Origin of the sequence: Vibrio sp. Isolate24 (assembly GCF_022398215.1) — a bacterium.
Taxonomy (GTDB): domain Bacteria; phylum Pseudomonadota; class Gammaproteobacteria; order Enterobacterales; family Vibrionaceae; genus Vibrio; species Vibrio coralliilyticus_A.
Genome location: NZ_JAKEUU010000002.1, coordinates 419,433 through 436,838 on the forward strand (window position 1 = coordinate 419,433; position 17,406 = coordinate 436,838).

At 47.7% G+C, this 17,406-nt stretch carries 16 protein-coding genes; 7 read left to right on the forward strand and 9 right to left on the reverse strand.

Translation table 11 applies throughout. The features are described from left to right. Positions 1-23: 23 nt before the first annotated feature. The 8 genes from L1D23_RS10140 to L1D23_RS10175 all read right to left on the reverse strand — a co-directional run bounded on the left by L1D23_RS10140 (position 24) and on the right by L1D23_RS10175 (position 9,214). Positions 24-1,763 carry a sodium/solute symporter gene (locus L1D23_RS10140; RefSeq protein WP_239865983.1) on the reverse strand — a complete coding sequence of 580 codons (1,740 nt, stop codon included), beginning with the start codon at positions 1,761-1,763 and terminating at the stop codon, positions 24-26. Further along, a complete protein-coding gene (locus L1D23_RS10145) occupies positions 1,756-2,751 on the reverse strand; it encodes an ester cyclase (protein WP_239865985.1) in 996 nt (331 codons plus the stop codon). Before L1D23_RS10145 ends, L1D23_RS10140 begins: the two co-directional genes overlap by 8 nt. Before the next feature lie 39 nt (positions 2,752-2,790). Next, a complete protein-coding gene (locus L1D23_RS10150) occupies positions 2,791-3,765 on the reverse strand; it encodes an ester cyclase (RefSeq protein ID WP_239865987.1) in 975 nt (324 codons plus the stop codon). A 438-nt stretch (positions 3,766-4,203) separates the two neighbouring features. Next, entirely contained in the window at positions 4,204-5,484 is a 1,281-nt protein-coding gene (locus L1D23_RS10155) for a TRAP transporter large permease (protein WP_239865989.1), read from the reverse strand. Beyond that, complete coding sequence (locus L1D23_RS10160) at positions 5,481-6,044, reverse strand: TRAP transporter small permease (RefSeq protein WP_239865991.1); 564 nt, start codon at positions 6,042-6,044, stop codon at positions 5,481-5,483. The genes L1D23_RS10155 and L1D23_RS10160 overlap by 4 nt, the downstream gene beginning before the upstream one ends. A 65-nt stretch (positions 6,045-6,109) precedes the next feature. Further along, positions 6,110-7,105: a TRAP transporter substrate-binding protein gene (locus tag L1D23_RS10165; protein ID WP_239865993.1), complete on the reverse strand. Its 996-nt coding sequence runs from the start codon at positions 7,103-7,105 to the stop codon at positions 6,110-6,112. A 251-nt stretch (positions 7,106-7,356) separates the two neighbouring features. Beyond that, entirely contained in the window at positions 7,357-8,316 is a 960-nt protein-coding gene (locus L1D23_RS10170) for a substrate-binding domain-containing protein (RefSeq protein WP_239865995.1), read from the reverse strand. A 148-nt stretch (positions 8,317-8,464) separates the two neighbouring features. After that, positions 8,465-9,214, reverse strand: a complete 750-nt coding sequence (locus L1D23_RS10175) for an aldolase/citrate lyase family protein (RefSeq protein ID WP_239865996.1) — start codon at positions 9,212-9,214, stop codon at positions 8,465-8,467. Positions 9,215-9,504: 290 nt separating this feature from the next. On the opposite strand from L1D23_RS10175, the gene hisD reads away from it, so the two are divergent. The 4 genes from hisD to L1D23_RS10195 are packed head-to-tail and all read left to right on the forward strand — an operon-like array spanning position 9,505 to position 13,309. Further along, complete coding sequence (gene hisD / locus L1D23_RS10180; RefSeq protein ID WP_019277691.1) at positions 9,505-10,797, forward strand: histidinol dehydrogenase; 1,293 nt, start codon at positions 9,505-9,507, stop codon at positions 10,795-10,797. A gap of 1 nt (position 10,798) precedes the next feature. Then, the gene (locus tag L1D23_RS10185; RefSeq protein ID WP_239865998.1) at positions 10,799-11,533 is read left to right on the forward strand and encodes an SDR family oxidoreductase; all 735 of its coding nucleotides are present in this window, start codon (positions 10,799-10,801) and stop codon (positions 11,531-11,533) included. Between the two features lie 47 nt (positions 11,534-11,580). Beyond that, on the forward strand, positions 11,581-12,576 hold the full coding sequence (locus L1D23_RS10190; protein ID WP_239866001.1) for a cupin domain-containing protein: 996 nt from the start codon (positions 11,581-11,583) through the stop codon (positions 12,574-12,576). A 10-nt stretch (positions 12,577-12,586) separates the two neighbouring features. Continuing rightward, positions 12,587-13,309 (forward strand): alpha/beta fold hydrolase, encoded by a 723-nt coding sequence (locus tag L1D23_RS10195; RefSeq protein WP_239866003.1) that lies wholly within the window; start codon positions 12,587-12,589, stop codon positions 13,307-13,309. Positions 13,310-13,356: 47 nt separating this feature from the next. Here L1D23_RS10195 and L1D23_RS10200 read toward each other — a convergent pair whose 3' ends face one another. Further along, positions 13,357-14,253: a LysR family transcriptional regulator gene (locus L1D23_RS10200; protein ID WP_239866005.1), complete on the reverse strand. Its 897-nt coding sequence runs from the start codon at positions 14,251-14,253 to the stop codon at positions 13,357-13,359. Between the two features lie 155 nt (positions 14,254-14,408). On the opposite strand from L1D23_RS10200, the gene L1D23_RS10205 reads away from it, so the two are divergent. The 3 genes from L1D23_RS10205 to L1D23_RS10215 all read left to right on the forward strand — a co-directional run bounded on the left by L1D23_RS10205 (position 14,409) and on the right by L1D23_RS10215 (position 17,388). After that, a complete protein-coding gene (locus tag L1D23_RS10205) occupies positions 14,409-14,807 on the forward strand; it encodes a RidA family protein (protein ID WP_064487605.1) in 399 nt (132 codons plus the stop codon). Positions 14,808-14,871: 64 nt separating this feature from the next. After that, a complete protein-coding gene (locus tag L1D23_RS10210; protein ID WP_239866007.1) occupies positions 14,872-16,332 on the forward strand; it encodes an aldehyde dehydrogenase family protein in 1,461 nt (486 codons plus the stop codon). Positions 16,333-16,398: 66 nt separating this feature from the next. After that, entirely contained in the window at positions 16,399-17,388 is a 990-nt protein-coding gene (locus L1D23_RS10215; RefSeq protein ID WP_239866009.1) for a membrane dipeptidase, read from the forward strand. Positions 17,389-17,406 lie beyond the last annotated feature (18 nt).

Consider the following 17,406-nt stretch of genomic DNA (forward strand, 5'->3'; position numbering starts at 1 on the left):
CTTTGATTGGGTACAACCCAGAACTATTCAGCTGTTTCAATCTGCTCCGGTTTGGCCGTTTTAGAGCCTCGTAGTGAGTAGACAGCGTAAGCGACAACACTGATTGCAACCACAATTGAGCTGCCACGAACAAAATTAATAAGCATTGGTGCATTATCGGTAAAAGCGTTAATGCCCCACAGCAGAATCAATGAGAAGACAAACATGACCAGCAAGCCATAACATGGTGCGTCAATCTTTCCAGGGATAACGTACCAGCCATCTTCTTTGACAGGCTTGTTCAGACGAGCGTATTCCGCCTGTTGTCCTTTGATGGTGTATAGGTGCATCTCTTCCTGTTTTCCTGCCAGAAGCAAGCTTGCAGCATAAGCCACAACAGCGTTGACCACGACACCAATCACGCAGTACCAAGGCCAAGCGATATCAGTAGCTACCGCGACATACCAGATGGCGATAAAGCTGGCGAAAACACCGATAAGCAGGCCTTTTTCTGTGATGTGCTTTGAGTAGAAACCCAGTACAAACATACAGAAGCTCGCACCCACGAAATAAGAACCTGCTTTACTCAACACTTCAAGCACCGAGCCTGTGCTGGTTGCGAACATCAGAGCGGGAATGATGACCAGAATCGCCCAGGCAACAGTGAAGACGCGAGATGCTTTCAGATAATGCTCTTCAGATTCGTTCTGCTTGTAAAAACGCTTGTAAAAGTCTGCTACCGATACCGTCGCCATAGAGTTGAATGCTGAGTCAAGGCTCGACATACTTGCTGCCAGAATCGCTGCAGCAATGATGCCCATAAGACCCGGCATACCATACTCACTGGCGTAGTGAAGAATAATTGTATTGCCGTTTTCAAACTCTTTACCGTCGTAATACGCGTTGAACAGAACACCAAGTAGAATGAACACGAAGTAGATGAAGAAGGCGACGTAACCCATCATCAGCATGGCTTTCTTCGCATCACCCATGCTTTTCGCTGCCATACAGCGTTGAACCATCATCTGGCTGCCACCGTAGACCGTTGTGTGGAACATCGTCATGGCGATCACCCCAGCCCAGATAGTCGTTACCTGACTCAAATCCATGCTGGTTTGCAGAGCATCTGTCATGCCTTTGGCTTTTAGCTCGGCCATTACATCGGTCATCGGCTCTGGCATGCCATTCCACACGGCTTCGATAATGATGAATGCACCAATGAAAAGAATCACGGCTTGAATCACATCGGTCCAGATAACAGCGGCGATGCCGCCCATGACGGTATAAATCAGCGCAATGGCAGTAACGATCATGATGCAGTACACCACGTCTATTCCTGTGATGAACTCCAGTATTATCGCTGTCGCGTACAGTACCGCAGCTGAGCTTAACGCCTGTTTTATCAGGAAAATGAATGATAAAGTCACACGTGACGCTTTGCCGAAACGTCTTTCCTGATATTCGTAGATAGAAGTCAGACCGTTGTTGTAAAAGAATGGCATAAATACAGCAACGATGAAGAAGATCACCAACGGGTAGTTGAGGTGAATTGCGATAACCGACAAGCCTTCTTTGTATGACCATGCCGGACCGCCCAAGAACGACATCGCACTGACATAGGTACAGACTACAGAAATACCTATTGCCCACCATGGGATATTTTTATCACCGAGCGCGAACTGATTCGCCGAAGTCACTTTCTTGCCGACCACAGCGCCCAGTACTAAGGTTAGGGCGATGTAACCGCCAAGAATGGTCCAGTTCAGTACACCAAACTCATGCATAATTAGGTCCTTCTAATTGTTCTTTCATTTGGCCGAAGACGTCATAACCAAGTTGAAGCAGAATATGGATGATATCAATCGCTACCCAGTTTTCTTTCAGCAAGTTACCTTCTCGTCGCCAGATATCCATGACGCGAAGTTCGATATTTTTTCCTGTTGGAGCAAGGCCTAACCAGCCACTGTGACCCGTATGAGTACCATGCATGTGAGGCCAGCCTCCAGTGGATACGTAGTCATTTTTAGCCAAAAAATTGAGCTCTATATCAACACTTCGATCGGGGAAGGCGAAGACAAAAGGAGCTTGATGGTGGTTGCGGAAGCCTTTGATGCCGCGTGTGGTTCCGATACCTGCTGGGCCATACCACATAAAGTCTTTATGCCAGTAGTTTTCCAGATCCATAGAGTAGAGATCTTTGCCGTCAAAACGACCAAGACATGCCAGCATATCATTGACTAGTTGACCACTTTTGGCACTGGCCTCGTCACACACTTCGGAGCTTTGTATGCCGTCAGCAGTAGCGGGAGAAGGAATCAATCCATCGTGACCTAGACTTTTACGCAGAGGATTAACATTAGACTGGTTCATGACATCGATAAAATCTGGGATCATGTAAGATTCAGTGATCTGATCATTTTCGATACACACCATCTCTGTGTATCTGAGATACAGGGTTTTTCCTGTTGCCGGAATACCGAACAGTGGTTGTTCAAAAGTACCTACAAAGTAACCGGTTGAGTTGTACCAAGTACGACCTTCAAACTCACCGTTCATCACGATCATTGGGCGCCGCTCAACATCAGGCATTGCCGTGACCAAAGGTGATAGAAACGAAGTGTGTGCAGCATCTGGGCCGTTCAGGTCATTGACTGGGTGAGCGACACACCATTTTACATCAGGGTTCAGCGCTTGCTGAGCGACGATTGCTTGCTCGCTAGGGCTGGCTTTGAAGTATCGTTGATAAAAGTGTTCAATGATATTGAGTGACATTTTGCTTCCTTACTGAATGTGGGTTTATGACTGGGCGGCTTAGCCTTGCTGAATCAGAATCTGCTTCCAGATCGCGGTTTCGTCGATCAGCGTAAACTCGCGACGCAGTCCCCATGGGCCAAATTCAGCATGGCTGATGCCCATGATGTAAACGTCTTTACCTGTTGGTTTACCAAATGCGCCATAACCTTCGTGCTTACCATGCAGAGACCAGCGAATCGCGGCGCGTGGAGACATCATTGGATCTTCTCGACCAATGCGATGGTGAACTTTGAACTCGGCATTTGGGAATGAAGAACGTAGTGAAATCCAGAAATGATCAATTTCGCTGTGTGATAGAGCGGTACGGCCGCCGCTGTACTCACCGATACAAGCTCGGTCGTATTCACGTGGGATGGCGGAAAACTCAGCATTCATGATGCTGTTAAGAATGGCTTCGTATTGCTGACCATATTGATTGTCATTGCCAACGCCAGTGTATGGGCCCTGCATATCGACATCTGGAGTAAAAGGGAAGGAAGCTTTTTCGACGCCACCTTCGAAATCAATTTGTTTTCGGGCGAACTCTTCGGACGTCATGCCGAGCTGTCTGGCGATGTCTGCTTGGTCGCGTACTAGCCACTCATCATTAATCTGATTGTTGATGGCATGGCAGTCAGCGATGATGCGAAAACGCAACTTGCTGTTCGTTGCTTTGCCATAGAAACCATCGCTGCTGTGTGTGGCTGTCGAAATGATACGGTGGGAGGACAACATGCCTTGCTCTGGCGAACCAGACCAGATGACATCTTCTCCGTAAAGCGTACGGTCAGGGAACTCGGCCAGTGTGGCCATGGTCGCGCTGATAACATCGTCGTTACCTTGCACAATAGACAAAGGTGTACGCACAACAATATCGGGTGAGTAATAGTGCTCAAGGGTATTTAGGCCGCGATCCTCCCAAATCTCTTTTGTAATCCCCAAAATATAATCGGGAAAATCACGCCATTTTTCATCAAAGCCAACCATGGCCATACCTCACCTCCTAAACTGGTCATTTTTTTTGGTTACGTATCCAAAATGAATGCTTGGGGTGTTATTGTCAACGAGTTGTTAATGTAATGTTTTAATATCGTGCTAAAGATCGGGTTTTTAACATTTGTTCGAAGTTTGTTCAGGTTAATTACTCTAATACGCACCAATGTATCGAGTCTCGGTTGAGGTAATAACTGACTTTAAATGATATATAAGGATGATAATCAGAGAGTTACTGTTTATCTCGTTGATGGCTAAGGAAACTAAAAATGGGTATTTGAGGATTTGTGTTCAGAAGAAAAAAGTGGATGCTAGAGCCCATAAGGTGGCAATAATCGTACATGTTTCTAACCTAACTCAACAAGAATTACATTGCATACGAATTCTTTATGACGCCACCTAGTGATTTGAGCTAGGTGGTGAAATCTGTTCGGAGAGTTACGAGAGCATTTCCGGCAAGGACAGAGAAATAGCGGGTATGAAAGTGATCAGCATGAGTGCAACAATCATTGCGCCAATCCAACCAATGATGGCTTTGGATAACGATTCAATCGGTACTTTGCCGACCTGACTGGCCATAAATAGGTTGGCTCCGAGTGGTGGCGTTACAAACCCAATCGCTAGGTTAACAATCATTACAATACCAAAGTGAACAGGATCCATGCCCAGTGCGGAGGTTATCGGCAGGAGAATAGGAGTCAGAATTACGATCGCAGCTAAGGTCTCCATGAAAGTTCCAACAAGTAGTAACAAGATATTGATACACAGCAAGATCAACAGTTTGTTCTCAGTAATGGTTAGAATGAATTGAGCGATTTCAGTCGGTAGGCGTTCGAGGGTCAAAATTCGACCAAAGGTGACGGAAGCGCCGACAATAACCAAAACGGCACCGACCAAAAGTGAGGACTCTAAGATGATCTTGACAACTTGCTTAGCGTTCAGTTCTTTGTAAACAAACATGCCGAAGAACAAGCCATAGAGAACGCCAATGGCGGCTGATTCGGTTGGAGTAAAAATGCCTGAGTAGATCCCCCCTAAAATGATCACTGGCAGTAACATGGCCCAACTTGCGTCTTTGAGCGCAGACAGACGTTCGCCCCAACTGGCTTTGTGATCATTTCCAGCATAGCCGCGAATTTTGGAAACTATCAAACAGTAGCCGATCAATACCAGACCAACCACCAGACCTGGGATGATTCCCGCCATGAACATCTTAGTGACAGAAACTTCCGCGGTAATCGCGTAAACAATCATGACTACAGAAGGAGGGATAATCACACCGATACCACCTGATGAAGCAATCAGAGCACCTGCGAAGCTGCGGTCATATCCTTTTTTTACCATAGATGGAATCATTGTGAGGCCGATGGCGGCAACGGTGGCTGATCCTGTACCTGAAATGGATGCGAAGAACATACAGGCAACAATAGCGACAATACCCAGCCCTCCGGTGAAGTGGCCGAAAAAGACTTCTGCCACATGAAGGAGGCGCTTGGATATACCTCCTTGACTCATCAGGTTACCTGCCAGAGTGAATAGCACAACAGCTAGTAGGGGGAAAGAGTCTAGCCCCGTCACTAAACCTTGAACTAAGAACTCTACGTTAAGGAAAGGTAGACTCATGATGGCTATCATACTGGCGGTTGCCAGCGCGATGCCAACTGGTACACCGATCAGTAGTAGCAGACCGAAACTGCCGAATAAGAGTGCGGATGTCATGCGTTTAGCTCCTGCAGTCGATTAGGTGCTTTGTATTTCGCTTGTAACTGGCGATACCTATCACTGCAAAATCGCGTTGGCTGAGAGGGGGATGACAGCCTGCTGATGCGCTGATAGATACTGATGATTAGACGCAGGATACTCAGAATCGCACACACTAGTACTGAGGCATACAAGCAGGCCACAGGGATCTCCATCGCAGGTGCAATTTGACCGAGCTGAAGGCTACGGCTGATAACCTTAAAACCAAACCAGGCAACGACACTGCTGAAGATCAAATAGATGATGTCTGAAATGATCAGGCTGATTTTGGGTAAAACCCCAGGCAACTTATCGACAAATACTCGGATTCGGATATGTCGGTCATGTTTGATGCAATAGCTGATACTGAGGTACATCGCCCACACAAACAAATAACGAGATAATTCTTCAGCCCATGCAATAGTGGCGTCGAACAGACGTAAAGCAATTTGCAGGCAAAGAAGGCCTGTCATGGTGGAAATAGCAATGACAATCAAGCTAGGTTCAAAATATTTATCCAGTAAGCGAAACCACTTCATGTTCAGCTCCCAAAGCAAAATCATTGGCTTCCGAAACTATGTCCTCGGAAGCCACAGAGTGAAAATTACAGGCGGTCAATTTCAGCGATAACGCTGTCAAACAGCTGTTCGCCTGTCTTACTACGCAAGTCTTGGTAAACGGCAGCGTTCATTTTGTTCTTCATTTGCTCGCGTACAGCCTCTGGCACCTCATTAACCGTCATGCCTTTCGCTTTCAAATCTTCAATCACGTCCCGATTCTGTTGCGCTGCCCACGTTCTTTGTTTTGCGATGGCTTCTTTTGTTATTTCATTGATAAGAGCTTGTTGGTCAGCCGGTAGGGAATCCCAGAATGCTTTGTTCATGAACAACACATAGTTGCTATATATATGGTTGGTTAGTGACAGGTAGTTCTGTGCTTCGTAAAAACGCTCTGCATAAATAGAGTAGATAGAACTTTCCTGAGCATTGATCAGACCTTGTTGTAGCGAGGTGAAAATCTCACCCCAAGACAGTGGTGTTGGTGCTGAACCGATGGATTTCCAAGCATTGATTTGACTTGGGTTCGGCGCCGAACGAATTTTCAACCCTTCAAGATCTTCTACGGTGTTAATCGGCTTCTTGTTGTTGGTGACATTACGGAAGCCTAGCTCCATAAAGCCTAAACCGTGAAAACCTTTTGACTCCATTGCTTTCAGTAGAGGCTGCCCGATTTTATCGCTATCTAGCGCTCGGTGTGCCTGCTCTTCACTGTCAAACAGGTAGAAGGTATCAAGAACATTGAATTCTGGTACATAAGGCGCGAGGAGAACTGAGGCTCCGAACGTCATTTGCAAGTTACCTTGCTGAACCAATTCTGTTGTTTCGCGTACATCACCAAGTTGGCGCGCAGGGTAAATTTCTACTTCCAATTCACCGTTTGAACGCGACTCCAGCTCTTGTTCGAAGTAGAGCATAGCCTTGTGTACTGGTGATGTTTCCTGACTATCGTGGCCAAGACGAATTACATTGCTTGCAAACGTATTCATGCTGCTAATGGTTAACCCAAAAACAGTTAATGACGTAATGATGGTTTTTTTCATGGTTCTTCCTTGTTTCTGGTATGACCTTTGAGCATTCATTTAAAGATCACACACGCTTTTTTGCTTTATCAGTGTTTTTAGCAATTCATATCCATTTGCATACGAATCCAAAAATAAAACATGAAATTAACAAGTCAATAACAAAGTGGAAAACTTGATATGAGATTCAGTAATAAATAAAGAAAATACAGTAAGGATCACATAAAAAAAGCCTCGTCATAGAGACGAGGCTATAAGATGTGATGAATTTATTATCGGGTGGTACTGCTACGTTCAATTAGCCTGCCTTGCTCCAGAAGATACTCACCCGAAGCATCGGCATTGTCATTGATACGCGCCATCAAATCTTCGACTGCGCGACGTACTATTTTATCGACAGGCTGAGCGACGGTGGTTAAGTCGTAAGCTGGCCAGCCAGCCATAGGGATGTTATCGACGCCCATCACCGCATAATCTTCCGGTATTGAAGCGCCTGCTTTTCTTAGTCCATCCATCAACCCAAGAGCGATGATGTCATTGGCACAGAAGATCGCTTCCGGTTTCACCGTATGTGCCTGAATCTCTGCTGCGGCCTCCATCCCTGCATCAAAGCAGTATTTTGCTTGAATAAATACAGGGGTTGGAACACCTAACTCTTTGAGCTTTGATGAGAAGCCAAGCCAGCGCTCTTCGCTGGTCATTGAACCTGAATCGCCACTGACATACGCCAGTTGTTTGTAGCCTTTTTTCACCAGATACTCGGCTGCATCTTGGCCTGCCTGGCGGTTATCGACACCGGCACAGTTAGCATTGATGCCATTGGTATAACGGTTGATAAGACTCAGGTGAACACCAAATTTTTCGCACTGGGCAAAAGCGCGTGAAGTCAGACGGCTGGTGGCGATGATCAGGCCATCAACCTGATACTCAATCGCACGTGAAATCGCTAGATCAAGGTCGTCTTTGTCAATTGGACACAGAACCACCTGGCCGCCACGTTTCTGGATTTCCATCGCTAGTGCACGTGATTGCAGGTCATACATCGGGTTTGACTCACTGTCTAACGCAATAGCGACAAGGCCAGAACGATTTGAGATCAGGCTACGAGCAATGGCGTTGGGTGTATAACCGAGCTTAGCGGCGGCATCCATCACCATCTTACGTTTCTTCTCGCTGATGCTAGCGGTCGGGCTGAACGCTCGTGATACGGTCGACTGAGAGACGCCGAGCATTTTCGCGACGTCTATCGAAGTTACTTTCGCTTTAATGGTGATACTCCTTTCCGTGGGTTTGCTGACCCTTTATCTGCCAGAGTGTATGGGGTAGGGGATTTCCCTGTCTAGCGTTGAGCATTGATAGAGATTAAATATCGGATAAAACTCAGGAATTCATCACACTTCTTTCTTGCCTGAAGCCATCGATGATCATTTTGTGCTCTGACCCGACGCCAAAGAAATTAACACCAAGCTCGCTCCAGTCTTTTGCTTGCTGCGCTGTGGCAACGAACATACCGACGGGTTTGCCACAGGCTTTGGCGGCTTCAATAATCTTGATGCTTGCTTGTCGCACCTGATCGTCATTTACGCTTTTAGCGCCATACGCCACGGTGAGGTCGACCTGACCAATAAACAGGGCATCAATACCATCAACTTGAGCGATGGCTTCCACATTGTCGACACCTTCGGGATCTTCTATCTGAGCCACGACCACAGTATTCGCTTTACTGTCAGCTAGGTGTTGAGCCATAGGTTTGGTTGCGTAGCTTGCAGCGCGGCTGGAGCCCGCATAGCCGCGTCCCCCTTTACCGTAGTGGCATGTCTTAACGATTTTCTCTGCCTGTTCTGCATTGCAGACATGTGGGATCTGAACACCTGTCGCACCACAATCCAAAGCATTAAGAATGGTGGCGGGCTGGCTGTCTTGAACCCGAACCAGACAGGGTAGCTGATTAGCGCGGGCAGCAAGGACACACAGGTCAAGAGACTGACGGTCAAACGGAGCGTGCTCGGCATCGAGAATGATGAAGGATAATTCAGACAGTGCCAGCACTTCAATAATGTGGGGGTGAGGGGTTTTAACAAAGGTTCCGAGTAAGGCTGGCTGGGCCAGCATAGATTTGAAATTAGTCATAGAAAACACTCCACTGCAAAGGTATGCAAAAGTTAGCACGAACAAATGTAAATGATCAGTGAGTTTTATGTGATGTAAATAACGTTTTTGATTATTGAATCATCGATTGATTATGTCTTTGATGCCTTTCTTTGTCTTTTAGTCTTATTAAAACAACTAATTAGAGAGGCTTTTAGGCTTGCGTACGATTGTCTTGAAAATTGTTAAATTTATGTTTAATCTAATTTTGCATTCGTATCCAAAACTACAAAGAAGCAATTGTCAGTCTAAACCCTCAAGGAGAAAATCGCATGGCACGCATTTTAAAGAACGGAATCACTGAAGAAGCATCAGCATCAAATGACGCGAAAGTACGTCAGATCGTAGAGAACATTCTGGCTGATATTGAATCGAAAGGTGACAGCGCCGTACGCGAGCTTTCAGAAAAATTTGATAACTGGTCACCAGAGCAGTTTCGTTTAACACCAGATCAGATTCAGGCATGTGTTGATGCGTTAGATGAGTCAACTCGCCACGATATTGAATTCGCTCAGGAGCAAGTACGTAACTTTGCTCAAATTCAGCGTGATTCAATGAAAGATGTTGAAGTTGAAACCATGCCGGGTGTAGTTCTGGGTCATAAGAATATTCCGGTTAATAGCGTAGGTTGTTACATCCCAGGTGGTAAGTACCCGCTAGTTGCGTCTGCTCACATGAGTGTACTCACTGCAAAAGTGGCAGGCGTAAAACGAGTGATTGCTTGTGCCCCGCCATTTAATGGCCAACCAAATGTGGCCATCGTCGCGGCGATGGCGATGGCTGGCGCTGATGAAATTTACTGTTTTGGTGGCGTTCAGGCGGTAGGTGCAATGGCGTTGGGTACTGAAACCATTGCCCCTGTCGATATGATTGTTGGCCCAGGTAACGCGTTTGTTGCTGAAGCCAAGCGTCAGTTGTTTGGTCGTGTGGGTATCGATTTGTTTGCTGGTCCAACGGAAACGCTGGTTATTGCTGATGAAAAGGGCTGTGACCCAGAACTGGCAGCAGCAGACTTATTGGGTCAGGCTGAGCATGGCTACAACTCTCCGGCTGTTCTTCTAACAAACAGCGAGACGTTTGCCGAGGAAACGATCAAAGAGATTGAGCGCCAGTTGACGATTCTGCCAACGGCGGAAGTCGCAGGCAAAGCATGGGCAGATTACGGCCAGGTGATCGTGTGTGACAGCTATGAAGAAATGGTTGAAGTTGCAGATGATATCGCCTCAGAACACGTTCAGGTGATGACGGAAGATCCAAAGTATTTCCTCGACAACATGTCTAACTATGGTGCGCTGTTCTTAGGTCGCGAGACCAACGTTTCTTACGGTGACAAATGTATCGGTACGAACCATACGCTTCCGACAAAGAAAGCGGCTCGCTACACCGGTGGTCTGTGGGTAGGTAAATTCATCAAGACTTGTACGTATCAGCGTGTCACTGAAGCGGCATCTCTGAAGGTCGGCGAATACTGTTCTCGCTTGTGTGCACTGGAAGGTTTTGCTGGGCACAAAGAGCAAGCGGATATTCGTGTACGCCGTTACAAAGGCAAAGTAGAAGAGGCTTAATATGTCGAAACTTGCCTTAGTTACAGGCGGCAGTGGCGGTCTAGGGGCCGCCATATGTCACAAGCTGGCTGATTCCGGCTACCGAGTTGTCTTAACGTACAACAGCAATCAACAGTCGGCGCACAAAGTATTGTCAGAGTTGTCTGGTGAAGGTCACTTAGCTTTTCAGCTCAATGTGTCGGATTCGCAAGCGATAGATTCGTTAGCCAGTCAGGTCAATGAAATTAACGGCCAACTGGATTTGCTGGTCAATTGCGCCGGTATGACAAAGTTTGTCGCGCATTCAGATTTGAGTGGTTTGAACGACGAGCTGTTTGACCAAATTTTCCAAGTCAATGTTCGCGCACCGTTTGCCATGGTTCGCGCCTGTGAATCTTTGCTACGTGAGGCCAAAGGTTGCGTGGTGAACATTACTTCCATCGCTGCGCAAACCGCGATGGGTAGCAATATTGCTTACTGTGCGAGTAAATCCGCCGCAGAGAATATGACTCGCTCATTGGCAAGAGCGCTTTCACCGGATATTCGCGTCCTTGCAGTTGCTCCGGGGCTGGTGGATACCGAGTTTGTTAAAGAGCTCGATGACAGCTGGCGCAATCAGCAGGAGCAGTCGACACCACTGAAACGTCTTGCCAGTGATGAAGAGGTGGCGAATGCAGTCTACGCCGCCGCGGAAGTGCTGACGTTCTCAACGGGCAATACAATTGCTGTCGATGGTGGCAGACCTCTTGGTGCCTGATTGCGGTGATTTGATACCCAAGAAAAGAACAACTACTAGGATTATCTATGACTCTACAAAATCGAATTAACGACAATCTTGTTCGTTACATGGAGCTGATACCGGGAACCAGTGCGTTTATCGATGCACGTACTCCGGGCAGTGACCTAAAAGACAACTTCTGCATCATAGGTGCAGGCGTCGCTGAAAGCAGCCGTCAGCATGTTCACATCCGCGAAACGGCGGGCTTCAATATTGGTGCAGCGGGCCAGCCTCCGGGTATTAAGAATTCGCTTCATTCTCACCGAACCGCTGAGCTGTTTGTTGTATTCAAGGGACAATTCCGCTTCTATTGGGGAAATGAGGGTGAACATGAAGCGGTACTGTCTTATGGTGATGTGATTTCAATTCCGACCAATCTTTTCCGTGGTTTTGAAGTTGTCGGCCGTGATTATGGTTTCATGTATTCCGTACTGGGTGGTGATGATTCAGGCGGTGGTGTGGTTTGGCATCCTAATGTGATCAAAGACAGTCAGGGCTATGGCTTGTATTTAAAAGCGGACGGCACATTAGTTGATACTGTTGACGGTGACCCTGTCCCACAAGAATCAGAGTTGATGCCGTTGCTGACGAAAGAGGAAATGGCTTCCTTTGATAACTACACCGCTGAGCAGATGAAACCATTTGTAGCGCTAAAGAAAGACTACCGCCCGATTGAGAATGATTTTTCCGCGCCGAACGTCAAACAATACGCGCTAACTGGTCATCCTCTGGCTGATTACGATTTTCAGGTGAAAAGTGAAGATGATGTTAGCATCATGGCGTATGAACTCACAGAGGGTGGTTCCATTCCTCAGCATAGCCGTGATGAAAAGCAAGTATTGATTAACTTTGATGGTGACACCGAAGTGGTTGTGAACCACCAAGGCGAACAAGCCAGCCTTATCCTTACTCGAGGTGATGTTTTTAGTGTACCGGAAGGTGCCTCATACTCACTGATGAACTTGCGTGGTAACAGCTTCACATACTGTGTACTTGGCTCTGACAAGCCAGCTAAACCTTAAGGAGTGCAACATGACACAACCACTGCCTTTGATCTGGTTACCCGGATTACTGTGTGATGGTGCACTGTTTGAAGATGTGAATCAGGCACTGCCTCAATGGGTAGCGCCTGAGTGCGTTTCACTGGGTGCATTGCCTACCATGGAACAACTAGCGGCTGATGTGTTGGCTAAAGCCCCACAAGAGTTTGTGCTTGGTGGTTTATCCATGGGGGGCATTTTGGCGTTTGAGGTGTATCGTCAGGCGCCGGAGCGAGTCAAAGGTTTGATTCTGATGGATACCAACTCGGCGGATGAAAAACCGGAAGTCTCAGAGAAACGCTACGCACTGGTTAATAGAGCGTTAAAAGGTGAGTTCGACCAGATTACAGCTGAGGTGTTGATGTCGGTGTTGATCCATCCAAGTCGTGTTAACGAGGTGGAGCTGACGGCGAGAATCGAGCAAATGGCGCTCAATGTTGGCCTTGAAGCTTTCCAAGCTCATGCTGATGCGTTGGCGACAAGGCCTGACGCTCGGCCACTTCTAGCAGACATCTCGGTTCCAACCCTCGTCATTACCGGCAAAGATGATTTGCTGTGTCCTATCGACAATCACTTACTGATGGCTAAGCACATCCCAGATGTGACGTTGCACGTATTACCAAGCTGCGGTCACCTCTCCAGCATGGAGCAGCCAGACGCCGTAGCACGGCGCATATCCGACTGGCTGACACTCAATCAGCCACAATGGCTTTAGCCATGACCCCGCTCATTTTGGCGGGGTTACTTTTATCGACCAAACAATCAATCCTGACTGTCATGATCCTGATAGCTTAAGTACTCCACACATAAATCGTGAAACGCTTGTGCCTGCGGAGAAATGGTTCGGTCGCTGAGAGTGAAGATACCGATTTGTCTTTCCAATGGCGGATCGATAAGTGGTATCCACACCAATCGGGTTTCATTGGTAGGGAAGGCCAATTTCGGCAGGGTTGTGACACCGATGCCCAGTTCTAATACGGAAAACAGCGAGGTAATGTTCTCTACCGAGTAAAGGGCTTGCTGACTTAGAGCTCGGGCAGGCGTCGGGTCAAGCAAAGTGCAGGTCCCGTTACGAATAAATGGCTGCTTGAGCAGTGTTTGCCACTCAATGCCTTCTCGGCTAGTCGCAATTGGGTTATCACTCAAACACACCACACCAATCGGGTCGGACAATAATGGCGTGAACGTCATGTTGTCATCATCGAGATGAGAAGGGTTTCCCAGTGCTAAATCAACCTCGCCAGAGAGTAATCTCGCTTCGACCCCTGCGGCATTGTCATCAATCAAACTGACTTCTACGTTTGGGTGCTGCTCGCAGAATGCCCCTAAAACGCTCGGAATGAGTTTAGCGGCGACAGAGGGCACACTGGCAATTTTTACCCTTCCTTGCTGGCCGGCTGCAGCAGCTCGCAAATCATTGTCTAGCGCTGTGTAGATATTGAGAAACTGAACGATTTTCGGCAAGCAGATTTCACCAAATGGGGTTAACTTGGCTTTGTTACCCGCTTCGAATAATGCTTGTCCCAATATCTTTTCCAGCTCTTTTATTGATGTGGATAATGCGGCCTGAGAACGGTTGGCGCGATGTGATGCTGCGCGAAAACCGCCTTCTTCGACCACCATCACAAAATGCTTTAATTGTTGAAATTTGATGCTCAACTCGGACTCCTTACCATCCCTTTATTCACCATAGTCTCAGTAAGGTGATAAGTTTTTTTTATCGAATGTAAGAAATTTACCGTTCGATTTATCGTCTGTCAAAGTGCAAGATTTAACTATTACGAAACAATTTTGTTACAAAAGGTTGAAGGCACGTGAATACTCAAACTCAAAAACACCCAGTCAAAACATCACTGTTCGCCTCAAAGGCTCCTCTGGAATGGGCGATTGTTAATAATGGCACTCTCTATACCGCGCAAATCCCGATTGATGCCACTGGTGCTGTCGTGGAAGGGGGTATTGAAGCGCAAACCCGTCAGACATTTAACAACTTGGTGCACACCCTAGAATGCGCAGGCGAGTCACTGGACTCTGTTCTACAAGTGCTGATTTACGTGACTGACCGCGAATATCTCAAAACGGTTAATCAAGTTTACGCCGAGTACTTCAACGCGCCGTACCCAAATCGCGCTGCCATGGTCGTTGCTGGCCTGGCAAGAGAAGAAATGTTGGTGGAGTTTGTCGTTTACGCTTCTGCGAACCAAGCCCAGTAACCCCTTATTACGAATAACTGCCTGATGGCGAGTAAAGCCGTCAGCAAGAACAAAGGAAGCAATCATGACATCATTAAACAAGGTTCAGGCCGAAAAATCGCTCTACATTGGCGGCGAATGGCAATCAGGCATCAATACCGTTGCCAACATTAACCCATCCGACATCAGCGAGAATCTTGGTGATTTTGCTCAGGCGAGTGAAGCTCAGGTTCAAGAAGCTATTCAGGCGGCTAAGCAGGCTCAACCGGAGTGGGAAAAAACACCCATCGAGCGCAAACAGGCAGTACTGCAAGCGATTGGTGATGAACTGATTGCCCGTTGCGATGAGCTAGGAAAGTTACTATCGAGTGAAGAAGGTAAGCCGTTTGCTGAAGGTCGCGGTGAAATCTACCGTGCAGGCCAGTTCTTCCAATATTTCGCTGCTGAAGTGTTACGCCAGATCGGCGATAACGCTGCCTCCGTCCGTCCAGGGGTCTCTGTTGAAGTGACTCGCGAAGCCGTAGGTGTTATCGCCATTATTTCTCCTTGGAACTTCCCGACTGCAACTGCTGCTTGGAAGATAGCACCAGCGCTGGCATTTGGTAACAGCGTTGTTTGGAAACCTGCCAATTTGACGCCAGCCAGTGCCGTTGCACTGACTGAAATTATTCATCGCCAAGGGCTGCCGGCAGGCACATTTAACTTGGTATTGGGTAGCGGTTCTCAAGTTGGTAACACACTGATTAATTCAACAGACGTGAATGGTGTGAGCTTTACTGGCTCCGTCGATACAGGGCGCAAAGTGGCGGCGGCAACAGCACCAAACTTTGTTCGCTGCCAGCTTGAAATGGGCAGCAAAAACGCCCTAGTGGTTGCCGATGATGCAGACATTCAAATTGCAGTCGAAGCAACCATCGCGGGTTCATTCTCCGGCGCGGGTCAGAAGTGTACAGCCTCTTCACGTTTAGTGGTGATGGACGGGATCCATGACGCTTACGTAGAAGCGCTGATCAAACGCATGAGCGAACTTAAGGTAGGCCATGCGTTGGAAGAAGGCATCTTTATGGGCCCTGTCGTCGATGGCAATCAGCTAGAGGCAAACTTCGAGTGGATTGAGAAAGCACGTCAAAGCGGTGCTGAGCTAGCGTTTGGTGGCGAGCGTTTGAACCTCAAACACGATGGCTACTACATGTCGCCAACGTTATTCCTCAACACGCAAAACAGCTGGGAAGTGAACCAGGAAGAGGTGTTTGCACCAATGGCGAGCGTGATTCGAGTTGCTGACTTAGATGAAGCGATTGCCGTCACCAACGATACTCGCTTTGGTCTGACTGGCGGGATTGTGACGCAAAGCCTGCGCACGAGTGCCATCTTCAAACAGCAAGCACAGACCGGCTGTGTGATGGTCAACCTACCAACTGCAGGGACAGACTACCACGTTCCATTTGGTGGCCGTAAAGAGTCTAGCTTTGGTCCTCGCGAGCAGGGCCAATACGCCAAAGAGTTCTACACCGTAGTGAAAACGGCATATCAACGTCCGTACTAAGTCTGCATTGGGCAGCCGCTGCGCTGCCCGAAATAGAGCGGTTCTAAGAATTATTGAGGAATGGTTATGTACCAACAACGAATCATCATTGATGGACTTCAGTACTGCAACTGGGACAGAGAGTATTTCCAAACTCTCAAGGCCAGTGGAATCACCGCAGTACATGCGACCATTGTTTATCACGAAAATGCACGTGAAACCCTGAGCCGATTTGCTGAGTGGAATTTACGTTTTGAACAAAACTCCGATCTCATCATGCCCATCTACTCAATGGCCGATGTGGAAACCGCTAAGCGACAAGGCAAGGTCGGTATCTTCTTTGGTGCGCAAAACTGCTCGCCAATTGACGATGAAATTGGCCTGATTGAGGTGATGCGCCGCCAAGGTTTGCTGATTATGCAGCTGACCTATAACAACCAAAGTTTGCTTGCGACCGGATGCTACGAGGCGAACGATACGGGCATTACTCGCTTTGGTAAGCAAGCCATCGCGGAAATGAACCGAGTGGGGATGATCATTGATATGTCCCACAGCGCGGAACGTTCGACGCTGGAAGCGATTGACCTTTCTTCCCGCCCGATTTGCATTAGCCATGCGAACCCGAGCTTTGCTCACGATGCGCTTCGTAACAAATCCAACACAGTGATTAAAGCGCTGACCGAGCGTGGTGGCTTGATTGGCTTCAGCCTCTACCCATTTCACTTGCCAAACGGCAGCCAATGTTCACTAGAAGACTTCTGCCAGATGGTGGCGAAAACGGCCGAGCTATTCGGTGTTGAACACCTTGGTATTGGCAGCGATCTATGCCTCAACCAACCACAACAAGTGTTGGAGTGGATGCGCAATGGGCGCTGGTCTAAGGCGATGGATTATGGCGAAGGCTCTGCAAGCAATTCGGGCTGGCCGGATGCGCTGCCGTGGTTTAGCGGAAGTAAAGGGATGGAGAACATCTACAACGGATTAATTCGTCATGGATTCAGTGAGTCCGAGGCGGGACAAATACTGGGTGATAACTGGTTTAACTTTCTGAAAAAAGGACTTGAGCCTATTTCATAAACCTTAACCCAAACATGG

Coding starts and splice junctions, on each gene's coding strand:
- L1D23_RS10195 (WP_239866003.1), top strand. CDS start 12,587: ATGACACAACCACTGCCTTTGATCTGGTTACCCGGATTACTGTGTGAT.
- L1D23_RS10175 (WP_239865996.1), bottom strand. CDS start 9,214: ATGACTAATTTCAAATCTATGCTGGCCCAGCCAGCCTTACTCGGAACC.
- hisD (WP_019277691.1), top strand. CDS start 9,505: ATGGCACGCATTTTAAAGAACGGAATCACTGAAGAAGCATCAGCATCA.
- L1D23_RS10215 (WP_239866009.1), top strand. CDS start 16,399: ATGTACCAACAACGAATCATCATTGATGGACTTCAGTACTGCAACTGG.
- L1D23_RS10150 (WP_239865987.1), bottom strand. CDS start 3,765: ATGGCCATGGTTGGCTTTGATGAAAAATGGCGTGATTTTCCCGATTAT.
- L1D23_RS10140 (WP_239865983.1), bottom strand. CDS start 1,763: ATGCATGAGTTTGGTGTACTGAACTGGACCATTCTTGGCGGTTACATC.
- L1D23_RS10185 (WP_239865998.1), top strand. CDS start 10,799: ATGTCGAAACTTGCCTTAGTTACAGGCGGCAGTGGCGGTCTAGGGGCC.
- L1D23_RS10170 (WP_239865995.1), bottom strand. CDS start 8,316: ATGCTCGGCGTCTCTCAGTCGACCGTATCACGAGCGTTCAGCCCGACC.
- L1D23_RS10160 (WP_239865991.1), bottom strand. CDS start 6,044: ATGAAGTGGTTTCGCTTACTGGATAAATATTTTGAACCTAGCTTGATT.
- L1D23_RS10145 (WP_239865985.1), bottom strand. CDS start 2,751: ATGTCACTCAATATCATTGAACACTTTTATCAACGATACTTCAAAGCC.
- L1D23_RS10165 (WP_239865993.1), bottom strand. CDS start 7,105: ATGAAAAAAACCATCATTACGTCATTAACTGTTTTTGGGTTAACCATT.
- L1D23_RS10210 (WP_239866007.1), top strand. CDS start 14,872: ATGACATCATTAAACAAGGTTCAGGCCGAAAAATCGCTCTACATTGGC.
- L1D23_RS10190 (WP_239866001.1), top strand. CDS start 11,581: ATGACTCTACAAAATCGAATTAACGACAATCTTGTTCGTTACATGGAG.
- L1D23_RS10155 (WP_239865989.1), bottom strand. CDS start 5,484: ATGACATCCGCACTCTTATTCGGCAGTTTCGGTCTGCTACTACTGATC.